Source organism: Variovorax sp. Soil_C_17, assembly GCF_057657265.1.
Genome location: NZ_JBDGIT010000008.1, coordinates 66,895 through 80,191, shown reverse-complemented (window position 1 = coordinate 80,191; position 13,297 = coordinate 66,895). Strand labels below are relative to the sequence as shown.

The window sequence follows — 13,297 nt, the reverse complement described above, 5'->3', positions numbered from 1 at the left end:
CAGCCAACGTGTCGACCCAAAGCCCCGCAACAGCTCCGAAAGCCGGTCACGCGCCGGCACATGAAGATCTCGGGCCGCTGGCCTGGGTGCTCGGAGAAATCCAGAAGTCGCTCGACAACGCCAGCAAGACGTTGAAGCGCTTCGCGCGCGAGTCCGGCGGCAGCGTCGAGGCCGACACCGCGCCCTTGCGCCTGGCCCGGCAGCAGTTGCACCAGGCCGTCGGCGCGCTGCAGATGGTGGGGCACTCGGCGCCTGCGCTGGTGCTGGGGGCGATGGAGTTCGCTGTCCAGAGCTTCGTCACCGAGCCGGCGCGCTGCACCGAAGGGGCGGCCCAGAAGATCGATCGCGCGGGCTTCGCCGTCGCCGATTTCCTCAATGCCCTGCTGGCGGGCAAGACCGTGTCCTCGGTCGCCCTGTTCCCCCAGTACCGCGATGTGCTCGAGCTGGTGGGCAACGAGCGCGTGCATCCGGCCGACCTGTGGGACATGAACTGGCGCTGGGCCGAGATCAAGCCCTCGCCCACCCAGACCGCGATGGTGTACGACCCCGCGGTGCGCTCCAAGCTGGACCGGGAGGTGCTGAAGATCGTCAAAAACGGCGACGATCACGCCGCGCGCCGGCTCCAGGCCCTGTGCCTGAGCCTGGGCCGCGGCGCCTCGGTGCCGCGGGTGGCCAGCTTCTGGACGCTGGCGGCCGGCTTCTTCGAGGCGCTGGCGCTGGCACTGATCCCCGCCGACGCCCATGTCAAGCGCGCGGCATCGCGCGTGCTCTTGCAGTACGCCACCCTGGCGCGCGGTGACAACACCGTCTCCGACCGCCTCGGCCAGGACCTCCTGTTCTTCTGCGCCCAAGCCGTGCCCGGTTCGCGCGACGAGGCCGCCACGCTGCGCGCGGTGCGCGTCGCCTGGGGCGTGGCCAGCGAGCAGAAGGTCGACTACACGATCGAGCAGTTCGGCCGCTTCGACCCGCAGGTGCTGATGCAGGCGCGCAAGCGCATCGAGAGCGCCAAGGAGATGTGGTCGGCGCTTTCCGGAGGCGACGTCTCGCGCACACGCCAGGTGGCCGACACCTTCGTGCAGCTCGGCGAGTCCCTGCAAAAGCTGCATCCACCCAGCCAGCCGATGGTGCAGGCCTTGAACAACGCGGTCGATGCGTCCATGCGCTCGGGCCAACCGCCGGCCACCGAGCTGGCGATGGAGGTGGCGACCTCGGTGCTCTACCTCGAAGCCGCTTTCGAAGATCTCGATCCGCATGATCGCCAGCTGACGGCGCGGACCGTCCAATTGGCCGGCCGGATCGAGCGCGCGCGCGAAGGCGGCCGCTCGGAACCGCTCGAGCCCTGGATGGAGGAGCTCTACCGCCGCGTCAGCGACCGCCAGACCATGGGCACCGTCGTCGGCGAGCTGCGCAGCCACCTCAGCGAGCTCGAGAAATCGCTCGACCAGTTCTTCCGCAGGCCGACCGAGAAGGGCCTGCTGCGCACCGTACCGACGCAGTTGCTGCAGATGAAGGGCGTGTTTTCGGTGCTCGGCCTTGAGCAGGCCGCGCAGACCGTGCACCGCATGCGCGAGAACGTCGACCGCCTGCTGGCGGAGGAGCCGTCTTCCACCGACGCCAAGGACTTCGACGCGCTCGGCAACAACCTGGGCGCGCTGGGCTTCCTGATCGACATGCTGAGTTACCAGCCGGCGCTGGCCAAGCGGCTGTTCGTGTTCGACGCCGAAGCCGGCGAGCTCAAGCCGCTGATGGGCCGCCAAGCCGCCGAGGCGGCCGCGCCCGAGGTGGCGGCGTCCGTCTCCTTCGCCTCGGCCTCCGGGCCGGTCTCCGTCACCGATTCCGTGCTCAGCGTGGAAGAGGTCGATGCCCAGATCGCGGCCAAGCTCGCCGCCCTGGCGACGCCGGCGCGCAAGGCACCGCCGCCGCCGATCGAGGAGGTCAGCCGCCCGGCCGCGAGCTGGACCGCCAAGATCACGGGCCCGGCGCCGCTGGAGGCCCTGCCCGATACCGAAGTGCGCGAGCTGGAGGAGGACGACCTCCAGAACATCTTCCTCGACGAGGCTCGAGAGGTGCTGCACAACGGCCTGGCCGCCGTCTCGGCGCTGGGCTCGCGCCCGGACGACAACGGCGAACTGACCGTGCTGCGCCGCGCCTTCCACACGCTCAAGGGCAGCTCGCGAATGGTCGGGCTGATGGATTTCGGCGAAGCCGCCTGGTCCTTCGAGCAGGTGCTGAACACTTGGCTGGCCGACCAGCGTCCGGCAACGCCGGAACTGCTCGCCGGCACGCGCCGTGCGCTGACCGACTTTGCAAAATGGGTCGAAGCCATCGCCGCCAACGAGCCGCACGGCTGGCAGTCCGCGCCCTTCTGCAGCGTCGCGGAATCGCTGCGCACCGGCGAGCCGATCGCGCCGCCCACCCCTGTGGCGGATGCCGACACGCTGGTCGCCGCAGCGCGCCACATCGCGGGCGAGGAGATCATGGTCGAAGCCAAGGCTGTGCCCGAGACGCAGCCCGAGCTCCAGCCACTGCCCCTGCCGGACCTGCCCGATCTGGACCTGGGTCCGCTGACCTTCGACGCGCCGGAATTCGCGCCGCCTGCTGTCCGGACCGAACCAGCGAGCGCCGAGGCGCCGGAGCAGCCCGCCACCGACGACGATTTCGCTTCGACCGACTTCCTGGACTTCGACAGCAAGTCCACGCCACTGGTCGAAGAGCCGCAACTGCCGGCCGAGCTGGAAGAGATCGACTTCCTCGAGACCGCGCACGTGAGCATCGAGCCGGCGTTGCCGATGCCGGACGACGAGCCGCCCGTCGGTCCGGAGTCGCATTCGCTTCCCGTGCCGCTGCTGAAGGAGCCGTCGGCCGACGAGACCCCGCGCGAAGCCTTGCCGGAGCTCTCGCTGGAACTGCACCTGGAGCCGGCGGAAGGCCCGACCGAGGAGCCGCAGATCGCAGCGCAGGTCCAGGCGGAGCCGGAGGTGGTGGCCGCCGCGCCCGTGGTCATGCCGGAGCCCGCCGCCGAGCCGCAGTCCGAATTCAATCCCGAGACTGCACGCGAACCCGAACCCGAACCGGAACCGGAACCGGAACCGCTCGCCGAGGTCCCCGCGTTTGCCGCAGCGATCCCCGCCGACAGGCTGCCCGTCCCCGGCGCCGACGACCAGGTCAAGGTGATCGGGCCGCTGCGCATCGGCATCGCGCTCTACAACGTCTACCTGGTCGAAGCCGACGAGTGGTCGCGGCAGTTGGCCCATGAGGTCGGCGAGTGGGCGCTCGAGTCGAACCAGCGCGTGCCGGAATCGGCCATCAACCTGGCCCATTCTCTGGCGGGCAGTTCGTCGACCGTCGGCTTCCAGGGGCTGTCGGACATGGCGCGCTCCTTCGAAGCCGCGCTGCAGCACCTGTACATGCAGGGCCGCGGCACGCCGGCACAGGGCAAGGTTTTGGTTGCGGCGGCCGACGAGCTGCGCCGCCTGCTGCACCAGTTCGCGGCCGGCTTCCTCAAGGAGCCCGCCGACGCGACGCTGCAGGCATTGCGCGAGGTCGCGGCGTCGCCCATGCCGCTCGAGATCGGCGACAGCGCCGAAGGCACTGTGGTGGCCGCGCCGCGCACCGGCAGCGGCGACGTGTCGCTCGACGAGGGCGAGGACGCGATCGACGTGGCCGATGCGGTCGACGTCGACCTGTTCCCGATCTTCGAGGAGGAGGCGGCAGAGCTGCTGCCGCAACTGGGCACCGCGCTGCGCGAATGGTCGCAGCACCTGGACGACCCGGCGCCGCGCGCCGCTACGTTGCGCACGCTGCACACGCTCAAAGGCAGTGCCCGGCTGGCCGGCGCCATGCGCCTGGGCGAGCGCGCCCACCGCATGGAGTCCGAGATCGAGGCCATCGGCTCCTCGGGCGCCGATCGCGCTTCGGTCGAACAGCTGCTGACGCGCTTCGATGCCTTGCAGGGCACCTTCGATGCGCTGCGTGCGGCCGACAACGAGTTGCAGAGCGAGCTGGCCCAGCGGGCCGTTGCCGCGCCGGCCTCGGCACCCGTCATCGAGGCGCGCGCCGAAGCGCCGCAAACGGACGCCCGCGAGCCCGTCTCGCCGACGGGCGGCGAGGCCGCCGAAGAAGTCTCGCGCCCCACGCTGCCGATGCCTTCGCCCTCGGCGCTCACGCCGCTGCGCCCGCTCTCCAGCCAGGCGGTGCGCATCCGCACCCACCTGCTCGACCGCTTGGTGGCGCAGGCCGGCGAGGTCATCATCACGCGCTCGCGCCTGGAGGCCGAGATCGGCCAGCTGCGCAGCTCGCTCGGCGACCTGACCGGCAACCTCGATCGCCTGCGCCAGCAGCTGCGCGACATCGAGGTGCAGGCCGAGAGCCAGATGCAGTCGCGCCTGGCACAGGCCAAGGATTCGCAGCAGGGCTTCGATCCGCTCGAGTTCGACCGCTTCACGCGCGTGCAGGAGCTCACGCGCATGATGGCCGAGTCGGTCAACGACGTGGCGACCGTGCAGCGCACGCTGCAGAAGACCGTGCAGGCGACGGAAGACGACCTCAGCGCCCAGGCGCGCCAGACGCGCGAACTGCAGCGCGGCCTGCTGCGCACGCGCATGGTGGAGTTCGAGGGCATTTCCGAGCGCCTCTATCGCGTGGTGCGGCAGGCTTCCAAGGACACCGGGAAGCAGGTGCGCCTGGACATCGTCGGCGGCAGCATCGAAATGGACCGCGGCGTGCTGGACCGCATGACGCCCGCTTTCGAGCACCTGCTGCGCAACTGTGTCGCGCACGGCATCGAAGACGTGGCGGCGCGCGAGAAGGCCGGCAAGGAGCCGAGCGGCCTGATTGCCATCGAGCTGCACCACGAGGGTAACGACGTTTCGGTGAGCTTCCGCGACGACGGCGCCGGACTCAACCACCGGCGCATCGTCGAGCGTGCGCGCGCGCTGGGCCTGATTGCCGCAGACCACCAGCCGAGCGAGGACGAGGCAGCCGAGCTGATCTTCACTCCCGGCTTCTCGACCGCCGAGCAGGTGTCCGAGCTGGCCGGCCGCGGGATCGGCATGGACGTCGTGCGCGCGCAGGTCGCGGCGCTCGGCGGCCGCATCGAGATCCAGAGCAAGCCGGGTGAGGGCACGCAATTCAAGCTGGTGCTGCCGCTGACCACCGCCGTGACGCACGTGGTCATGCTGCGCGCCGGTGCCACCTCGATCGGCGTGCCGTCGAACCTGGTCGAACTGGTGCAGCGTGCCGGTGCCTCCGAGCTCGAGACCGCCTACCTGCATCAGCGCTATCCCTTCGGCGGCGACCACGTGCCCTTCTTCTGGGCCGGTGCACTCCTGCAGTCCTCCGCGCGCAGCGAGCGCGGGACCGCCAAGACCAACACCATCGTCATCGTGCGAAGCGCGGCCCAGCGGGTGGCCCTGCACGTGGACGAAGTCTTGGGCAACCAGGAAGTGGTGGTCAAGAACCTCGGTCCGCAGCTCTCGCGGCTGCCGGGCATGGCCGGGATCTCGGTGCTGGCTTCCGGTGCGGTCGCGCTGATCTACAACCCCGTGGCCCTGGCGGCGGTGCATGGCGAGCAGGCGCGGCAGTTCCAGGCCAGCGGCGCATCGGCCGCCGCGCCGGTGCACGGCGCGGGTGCCGTGGTGGCGCCGACGGCGCCGCCGCAGATCCCGCTGGTGCTGGTGGTCGACGACTCCATCACCGTGCGCCGCGTCACGCAGCGCCTGCTGCAACGCGAAGGCTACCGCGTGTCGCTGGCGGCTGACGGCCTGCAGGCGCTCGAGCGCCTGCAGCAGGAGCGGCCGGCGGTGGTTTTGTCGGACATCGAGATGCCGCGCATGGATGGCTTCGACCTCGCCCGCAACATCCGCGCCGATGCCTCGCTGGCCGGCTTGCCGATCATCATGATCACCTCGCGCATCGCGGAAAAGCACCACGACCATGCGCGCGCGCTGGGCGTCAACCACTACCTCGGCAAGCCCTATGCGGAAGACGAGCTGTTGCGGCTGGTGCGCCACTACACCAGCGCCGAAACGCCGCAGGCCATGGCGGCCTGATCAGGTCCGGGCGGCGCTTCAGGCGCCGCCCTTCTTCTTTCCACCCTTCGCCTCGCGCACCACGGCATAGCGCTGCAGCGTGCGCTCTCGCGCCTCGGCGTGATCCACGATCGGGCCCGGATAGCTGTCGCCCAGCCGCACCCCGGCCGCTTCCAGCTCCAGCGGCGCCGCAGTCCAGGGCGCGTGGATGCTCGCGTCCGGCAGCTTCGCCAGCTGCGGCAGGTAGCGGCGGATGAACTTCCCTTCAGGGTCGAAGCGCTCGCTCTGCGTGATCGGGTTGAAGATCCGGAAGTAGGGCTGCGCATCGCAGCCGCTGGAACTGGCCCACTGCCAGTTGCCGTTGTTGGACGCCAGCTCGAAGTCGTTGAGCTGCAGCGCGAAGTAGCGCTCCCCGCGCCGCCAATCCAGGCCCAGGTCTTTGCAGAGAAAACTGGCCACGACCATGCGCAGGCGGTTGTGCATGTAGCCGCTCTGGTTGATCTGCGCCATCGCGGCGTCGACCAGCGGATAGCCGGTGCGTCCTCGGCACCAGGCCTCGAAGAGCGTGTCGGCGTGCTTGCCGTGGTGCCACTGGATCCGGTCGTACTCCGCCCGGAAGCTCTTGCCCTCGCCGACCTGGGGGTGGTGCGCGAGGATCTGGAAGAAGAAGTCGCGCCAGATCAGTTCCCCCAGCCAGGCCGAGGCGCCGGCGTCGCCCTGCAGAGAAAGCTGGTGCGCCACGCCCGCGAGCTGCCGGATCGAGACGGTGCCGAAGCGCAGATGCACGCCCAGGTAGCTGGGGCCGCGCACGGCCGGATAGTCGCGCGCCTGGTGGTAGCGGTCGATGCGCTGGAAGAAATCCTCGAACAGGGCCGCACCGCCCTGGCTGCCGGTCGGGATCTCCAGGTCGGAGAGGTTGCTCTTGCGGAAGCCGATCTCGGTCAGCGCCGGTACCGGCGAGCGGTGATTGGCGGGCGCAGGCGCCAGCGCATCCGCATGGCTGCGCACGGGGTAGGGCTTCAGGTAAAAGGCGTCCACCTTGGCCAGCCAGGCGCGCCTGTAGGCGCTGAACACGGTATAGGGCTGGCCGGTCTTCGTCAGCAGTTCGTCCCGGTCGAAGACGGCCTGGTCCTTGTAGGTATGGAAGCTGATGCCGCCGTTGGCCAGTGCGCCCAGGACCTTGGCGTCGCGCGTCAGCGCCGCGGGCTCGTCGTCGCGGTTCGCGAATACCGCCTGAACCTCCAGCGCGCGCGCGAGCGGTGCGATCTCGTCCTCGGCCACCGCGTGGCGCACGATCAGCCCGCCGCCCAGGGCGTGCAGCTCGGCCTCCAGCTCGACCAGCGATTCGCGGATGAATTCCACCCGCCGATCCGCGCGCGGCAGCGCATCGAGGATCGCCCGGTCGAAGACGAAGACGCAGAGGAGTTGCCGACAAGCCCGCAGCGCGTGGTAGAGCGCTGCGTTGTCGTCCACCCGCAGGTCGCGGCGGAACCACATGAGGCCCTTGGCGTAGGTCTTGTCGGCGGCCAGTAAAATCGGCGGCATGGCCTCCGATTCTGCCCCGATGAACCTCACGCATCACTTCCTGATCGCGATGCCGGGTCTGACGGACAAGGCCTTCAGCCGCAGCGTGGTCTACCTTTGCGAGCACAGCGAGCGCGGCGCGCTCGGCCTGGTGATCAACAAGCCCAGCGACATCAACCTCGGGGTGCTGTTCGAGAAAATCGAACTTCGCCTGTCACGCCCCGAGCTCGGCAGTGCGCCGGTGTTCCAGGGCGGCCCGGTGCAGACCGAGCGCGGCTTCGTGCTGCACGAGCCGGTGTTCGGGGAGGGCGAGAAGCCCGACGAGTCGGTCTACGCCTCGACCATGACGATTCCCGGTGGCCTGGAAATGACCACCTCCAAGGATGTGCTGGAGGCCCTGGCCACCGGCGCCGGCCCACGCAAGGTGCTGGTGTCGCTCGGCTACGCGGCCTGGGGCGAGGGCCAGCTGGAATCCGAACTGGCCGAGAACAGCTGGCTCACCGTGGGCGCCGACCCGGAAGTGATCTTCGACACGCCCATCGAGCAGCGCTACGACAAGGCCCTGTCGCTGCTGGGCCTGCAGGCCTGGACGCTGTCGCCCGAAGCGGGACATGCATGAGGGGTCCGGCAATGCCCGACAGCGCTGCCCCCCCTGCTTCCGTTCCCTCCCATTTTCAAAGCTTCCTGGCCTTCGACTTCGGGCAGAAGCGCACCGGCGTCGCGAGCGGCAATCGGCTGTTGCGAAGCGCGACGCCGCAAGCCACCATCCGGGCCGAAGGCGATGCTCGCTTTGCGCAGGTCGAGGCCCGCATCCGCGAGTGGCAGCCCGACGCGCTGGTGGTGGGCGTGCCCTATCACCCGGACGGCGCGCCGCACGACAACACCCGCGCTGCGCAGCGTTTCGCGCGCCAGCTGAAGGGCCGCTTCGGCCTGCCGGTCTTCGAGGTCGACGAGCGCTACAGCACCACCGAGGCCCTGGCGTCGGGCGCACGCGATGCCGACGCGGCGTCGGCCTGCATCATCCTTGAACAGTTTCTGAGGAACCTTCCGTGAATACGATTGCGAGCAACGAAGGGCCGCCCCGAGGGGCAAGCGCCCCCCGAGGGGGCAGCGAGGACACGCGAGTGCCCGGCGTGAGGGCTTTGAATGCCGAAGCGCTCTACCTCGAGCTGCTGAGTGGCGTGAAGCCCTTGATGCGCCCGGATACGCGCCTGGTCGGCGTCACCTCCGGCGGCGCCTGGCTGGTCGAACGGCTGCAGAAGGACCTGGGCCTGCCCGGCGCGCCCGGCATCATCTCCTCGGCCATGCACCGCGACGACTTCGCGCGCCGCGGCTTGGCCGCGAGCGCGCAGACCTCGCTGCCCTTCGACGTGAACGGCGCCGACGTGCTGCTGCTCGACGACGTGCTCTACACCGGGCGGACCATCCGTGCGGTGCTCAATGAGCTGTTCGACTTCGGTCGGCCGGGCTGCGTGCGGCTTGCGGTGCTGGTCGACCGCGGCGGCCGCGAACTGCCGGTGGCGGCGGACTTCGCGGCTGCGCGGCTCGAGTTGCCGGCTTCCAAGTCGCTCGCCCTGGCCCGCGACGAGAAGGGCGTTTTCAGCTTCGAGGTGGAGCAAGCCTGATGCTTTACAAACGCAATCCCCAGCTCAACAAGAACGGCGAACTGATCCACCTGCTCTCGATCGAAGGCCTGCCCAAGGCCATCCTCACGCAGATCCTCGACACCGCCGCCAACTTCACGAGCGTGAGCGACCGCGAGGTCAAGAAGGTGCCGCTGCTGCGCGGCAAGAGCGTGTTCAACCTCTTCTTCGAGAACTCGACGCGCACGCGCACCACGTTCGAGATCGCGGCCAAGCGGCTGTCGGCCGACGTGATCAACCTCGACATCGCGCGCTCCTCCGCGAGCAAGGGCGAGTCGCTGCTGGACACCATCGCCAATCTGAGCGCGATGGCTGCCGACCTGTTCGTGGTGCGACACAGCGAGTCGGGCGCGCCCTACCTGATCGCGCAACACGTGGCGCCCCATGTGCACGTGGTGAACGCCGGCGACGGGCGGCACGCGCACCCGACCCAGGGCTTGCTCGACATGTACACCATCCGCCACTACAAGAAGGACTTCGCCAACCTCACGGTGGCGATCGTCGGCGACGTGCTGCACTCGCGCGTGGCGCGATCCGACATCCACGCACTCACCACGCTGGGCTGCGCCGAGGTGCGGGTCGTCGGCCCCAAGACGCTGGTGCCGGGCGACATGGCGCAGATGGGCGTGCGCGTGTGTCACACGCTCGAGGAGGGCATCAGGGACTGCGACGTGATCATCATGCTGCGGCTGCAGAACGAGCGCATGAGCGGGGCGCTGCTGCCCTCGTCGCAGGAATTCTTCAAGACCTACGGCCTGACGCCCGGGAAACTGCAGCTCGCCAAGCCCGATGCGATCGTGATGCATCCGGGCCCGATCAATCGCGGCGTCGAGATCGACTCGGCGGTGGTCGACGGGCAGCAGAGCGTGATCCTGCCGCAGGTCACTTTTGGAATCGCCGTCCGCATGGCCGTCATGAGCATCGTGGCAGGTAACGAAGCATGAGAATTCTGATCACCAACGGTCGTGTCATCGATCCGGCCACCGGCCTCGACAAGAAAGCCGATGTGGCCATTGCCGACGGCAAGCTGCTCGCCATCGGCAGCAAGCCGGCTGACTTCGACGTTGAGCGCGTGCTCGATGCGCAAGACTGCCTGGTCGTGCCGGGGCTGGTCGATCTGGCGGCGCGCCTGCGCGAGCCCGGCTACGAGCACGAGCGCATGCTGGAGAGCGAGATGGCCGCGGCCGCGGCAGGCGGCGTGACCAGCCTGGTCTGCCCGCCCGACACCGACCCCGTGCTCGACGAGCCCGGCCTTGTCGAAATGCTCAAGTTCCGCGCCGAGAAGATGCGCAGTGCGCGCCTGTTCCCCCTGGGCGCGTTGACGCGCGGCCTGAAGGGCGAGGTGCTCACCGAGATGGCCGAGCTGACCGAAGCCGGCTGCATCGGCTTCAGCCAGGCGGATGTTCCGCTGAACAACACGCAGGTGCTGCAGCGCGCGCTGCTGTACGCCAGCACCTTCGGCTACACGGTGTGGCTGCGGCCGCAGGACCGCGACCTGGGCCAGGGCGTGGCCGCCAGCGGCCCGCTCGCCACACGCCTGGGCCTGTCCGGCGTGCCGGTGGCGGCCGAGACCATCGCGCTCTTCACCATCATCGAGCTGATGCGCGCCACCGGCGCGCGCGTGCACGTGTGCCGTCTGTCGAGTGCCGCCGGCGTGGCGCTGGTGCGCGCAGCCAAGGCCGAGGGCCTTCCGCTCAGCTGCGACGTCAGCATCAACTCGCTGCATCTGGCCGATACCGACATCGGCTATTTCGACAGCCGTGCACGGCTCAATCCGCCGTTGCGCCAGCAGCGCGACCGCGACGCGCTCTCGGCGGCGCTGGCCGACGGCACCATCGACGCGCTGGTGTCCGACCACACGCCGGTGGAGGCCGATGCCAAGACGCTGCCCTTCGCCGAGAGCGAGCCGGGCGCCACCGGGCTCGAGCTGATTCTGCCGCTGGCCCTGCAGTGGGGCGAGCAAAGCGGCGCCGGGCTGTTGCGCGCGATCGAGGTGGTGAGTGCTGCGCCGGCGCGGCTGATCGGGGCCGCCGAAGCAGGGCGCCTGGCGCAGGGCGGGGCGGCCGATCTCTGCGTCGTCGATCCCGCGCTGGAATGGCAGGTGTTGCCCGAGGCGCTGCGCAGCCAGGGCAAGCACACTCCGTTTGGCGGCTATGCCTTGCGCGGGAAGGCGCGCCACACGCTCGTCGGCGGCCGGCTGGTCCACGGTTGAGGTCGAACGCCGCCCGATGCAGTCCTTGTCGGCGTTCCTGAAGCTCATACGCGCGCTGGCCCATGCGCATGTCGGCTGGTGGACCATCCGCTCCAGATTCCCCAAGCTTTCCCAGGCCGAACGCGAGCAGCAGGTGCAGGCGTGGGCGGCGCGGATGCTCGCGATCATGGGCGTCCGCCTGGTGGTGCAAGGCACGCCACCCGAGGGTGGGCCGGTTCTGGTGGTGAGCAACCATGTGTCATGGCTGGACATCCTCACCGTCCACGCGGCGCGGCATGTGCGCTTCGTCTCGAAGTCGAATGTGCAGCACTGGCCAATGATCGGCACCCTGGCCAATGGCGCCGGAACCCTCTACATCGAGCGGGAGCGCCGGCGCGATGCGCTGCGCGTCGTGCACAGCATGACGGAGGCGCTGAGCCGGGGTGACGTGATCGCCGTGTTTCCCGAGGGCACCACTGGCGGCGGCAGCGCCGTTCTGCCTTTTCACGCCAATCTGCTGCAAGCCGCCATCTCCTCGGGCGCCCCCGTGCAGCCCATGGCGCTGCGTTTCGCCGATGCCGCCAGCGGTGAAACCAGCCTCGCGCCGCGCTACATCGACGACGACAACCTCGCCACCTCGCTTTGGAAAGTGTTGAAGGCGCCGACGCTGCTCGCGATCGTGCGCTTCGGCGAGCCCCAGCCCTCCTGGGGCCGCGACCGGCGTGCCTGGGCTCTTTCGCTGCACGCAGACGTGCAGGCCTTGTGGCGAGAGACGCACTGAAGGCGGCCAAAAAAACAGCGCCCCGCAGGACGCTGTGCAACGGCGCCAGGGGCGCCGGGGAGGAGGAAACTGTTGGGGCCGCTTTTTGCGGGATTCAGTCAAAGAGGTCGAAAGACCTGTAGGGGACCTTTTCGATTGCAGTTGATGCAGCTTAGCGGCCGGCCGCCCGTCCTTCCTGCCGGAGAAGGCAATGCGCTTGCGTGGGTCGGCACCTACAGAGAGAACTGCCGGCAACCCGGTCCCAGGGCTTCGTCGAACACCTCGGTCGTGAAAGATTCGCCAGTTCCCGCAGGCCGACGCCCGTGAATCTCACCAATTGTTGCGAACTATCTCTCGCGCACGCTGTGGCCGGCATCATCCCGCTCTCTCAGCGATTGGACGAGCCATGGACACAATTCTTCTGGTTATTGCGATCAACTTTCTTGTCGTGCCTTTTCTGCAGGAGGCGGAGGCCCTGGGCCGAAACCGTCGGCGCTTCCCCACCTTCCCCCATATCCTGCGCCTCGCGCATGTGCGCAAGTCACACTGGCTGCGGCCGTTTTGCATCGGCGCCTTGCTCCTCCTGGCCTTCGCTGTGCTGAGGGCGCAGAGCGGGCAGGTCGAAGGCCTGACCGTGGTGGCCCACTTCACCCTCATGCAACTCGTGCTGTGGACAGTGGTCGCGCTGAGCGTGCGCAAACAGGCCCGCAGCCCCTCCCAGGCGCGGACATCGGTCGACGAACTGCCCGGCCGTTCCAGCCCCGCACTGCTGCCGCGCCGCTCATGAAACCCGTCGGCGGATGGCGCCTGCCGGCATGCCGGCCGCTGCTTCTGCTGCCCCTCGTCCCCTCGTCCTGGTCGGCTGTCAGTTCCGCAGCGAGCCGCGGCCGCTGTCATCCGAAGCACTGCCCCCGCCCGCCTTCATCGATGCGCCCGCGCGTTGCACAGCGGCGCGCGCCCGCTTCGGCCTCGGCCGGCGCATCAACATGCCCCTGCTCGAGGAAATGCGCCTGCGCACTGGCGCGCGCGTTGCGCAAGCGGCGCTGGCGACGGATGCACAGACGCCTTTCGACGCCGCCCGCCTGATCGTTGAAATCGAGGAAAGTGGCCGCGTCGTGGGCGTGCGCTGCGCGTAAGTCGGCACGCAGGC

General features: G+C 69.2%; 10 protein-coding genes. 9 read left to right on the top strand and 1 reads right to left on the bottom strand.

The window, feature by feature from the left end; genetic code table 11:
- The first annotated feature begins 8 nt into the window (after positions 1-8).
- Entirely contained in the window at positions 9-6,050 is a 6,042-nt protein-coding gene (locus AC3A6Y_RS27845) for a hybrid sensor histidine kinase/response regulator (RefSeq protein ID WP_487871479.1), read from the top strand.
- Positions 6,051-6,068: 18 nt separating this feature from the next.
- Here the strand turns inward: AC3A6Y_RS27845 and AC3A6Y_RS27840 are convergent, their stop codons facing one another.
- Positions 6,069-7,574 carry a cryptochrome/photolyase family protein gene (locus tag AC3A6Y_RS27840; RefSeq protein ID WP_487871478.1) on the bottom strand — a complete coding sequence of 502 codons (1,506 nt, stop codon included), beginning with the start codon at positions 7,572-7,574 and terminating at the stop codon, positions 6,069-6,071.
- Here AC3A6Y_RS27840 and AC3A6Y_RS27835 point away from each other — a divergent pair.
- The 8 genes from AC3A6Y_RS27835 to AC3A6Y_RS27800 all read left to right on the top strand — a co-directional run bounded on the left by AC3A6Y_RS27835 (position 7,573) and on the right by AC3A6Y_RS27800 (position 13,283).
- Positions 7,573-8,172, top strand: coding sequence for a YqgE/AlgH family protein (locus AC3A6Y_RS27835; protein WP_487871477.1), 600 nt, complete (start codon positions 7,573-7,575; stop codon positions 8,170-8,172). The two genes, AC3A6Y_RS27840 and AC3A6Y_RS27835, sit on opposite strands and share 2 nt — an antisense overlap.
- An 11-nt stretch (positions 8,173-8,183) precedes the next feature.
- Positions 8,184-8,606 (top strand): Holliday junction resolvase RuvX, encoded by a 423-nt coding sequence (gene ruvX, locus AC3A6Y_RS27830; protein ID WP_487871476.1) that lies wholly within the window; start codon positions 8,184-8,186, stop codon positions 8,604-8,606.
- A 140-nt stretch (positions 8,607-8,746) separates the two neighbouring features.
- Positions 8,747-9,178: a bifunctional pyr operon transcriptional regulator/uracil phosphoribosyltransferase PyrR gene (gene pyrR / locus AC3A6Y_RS27825; RefSeq protein ID WP_487871591.1), complete on the top strand. Its 432-nt coding sequence runs from the start codon at positions 8,747-8,749 to the stop codon at positions 9,176-9,178.
- The gene (locus tag AC3A6Y_RS27820) at positions 9,178-10,140 is read left to right on the top strand and encodes an aspartate carbamoyltransferase catalytic subunit (RefSeq protein WP_487871475.1); all 963 of its coding nucleotides are present in this window, start codon (positions 9,178-9,180) and stop codon (positions 10,138-10,140) included. Before pyrR ends, AC3A6Y_RS27820 begins: the two co-directional genes overlap by 1 nt.
- Positions 10,137-11,408 (top strand): dihydroorotase, encoded by a 1,272-nt coding sequence (locus tag AC3A6Y_RS27815; RefSeq protein ID WP_487871474.1) that lies wholly within the window; start codon positions 10,137-10,139, stop codon positions 11,406-11,408. Before AC3A6Y_RS27820 ends, AC3A6Y_RS27815 begins: the two co-directional genes overlap by 4 nt.
- A 16-nt stretch (positions 11,409-11,424) precedes the next feature.
- Entirely contained in the window at positions 11,425-12,168 is a 744-nt protein-coding gene (locus AC3A6Y_RS27810) for a lysophospholipid acyltransferase family protein (RefSeq protein WP_487871473.1), read from the top strand.
- A gap of 385 nt (positions 12,169-12,553) precedes the next feature.
- Complete coding sequence (locus AC3A6Y_RS27805; protein ID WP_487871472.1) at positions 12,554-12,934, top strand: hypothetical protein; 381 nt, start codon at positions 12,554-12,556, stop codon at positions 12,932-12,934.
- Positions 12,935-13,133: 199 nt separating this feature from the next.
- The gene (locus tag AC3A6Y_RS27800; protein ID WP_487871471.1) at positions 13,134-13,283 is read left to right on the top strand and encodes a hypothetical protein; all 150 of its coding nucleotides are present in this window, start codon (positions 13,134-13,136) and stop codon (positions 13,281-13,283) included.
- The last annotated feature ends 14 nt before the right edge of the window (positions 13,284-13,297 follow it).

Coding starts and splice junctions, on each gene's coding strand:
- AC3A6Y_RS27810 (WP_487871473.1), top strand. CDS start 11,425: ATGCAGTCCTTGTCGGCGTTCCTGAAGCTCATACGCGCGCTGGCCCAT.
- AC3A6Y_RS27820 (WP_487871475.1), top strand. CDS start 9,178: ATGCTTTACAAACGCAATCCCCAGCTCAACAAGAACGGCGAACTGATC.
- AC3A6Y_RS27800 (WP_487871471.1), top strand. CDS start 13,134: ATGCCCCTGCTCGAGGAAATGCGCCTGCGCACTGGCGCGCGCGTTGCG.
- ruvX (WP_487871476.1), top strand. CDS start 8,184: ATGCCCGACAGCGCTGCCCCCCCTGCTTCCGTTCCCTCCCATTTTCAA.
- AC3A6Y_RS27815 (WP_487871474.1), top strand. CDS start 10,137: ATGAGAATTCTGATCACCAACGGTCGTGTCATCGATCCGGCCACCGGC.
- AC3A6Y_RS27835 (WP_487871477.1), top strand. CDS start 7,573: ATGGCCTCCGATTCTGCCCCGATGAACCTCACGCATCACTTCCTGATC.
- AC3A6Y_RS27840 (WP_487871478.1), bottom strand. CDS start 7,574: ATGCCGCCGATTTTACTGGCCGCCGACAAGACCTACGCCAAGGGCCTC.
- pyrR (WP_487871591.1), top strand. CDS start 8,747: ATGCGCCCGGATACGCGCCTGGTCGGCGTCACCTCCGGCGGCGCCTGG.
- AC3A6Y_RS27805 (WP_487871472.1), top strand. CDS start 12,554: ATGGACACAATTCTTCTGGTTATTGCGATCAACTTTCTTGTCGTGCCT.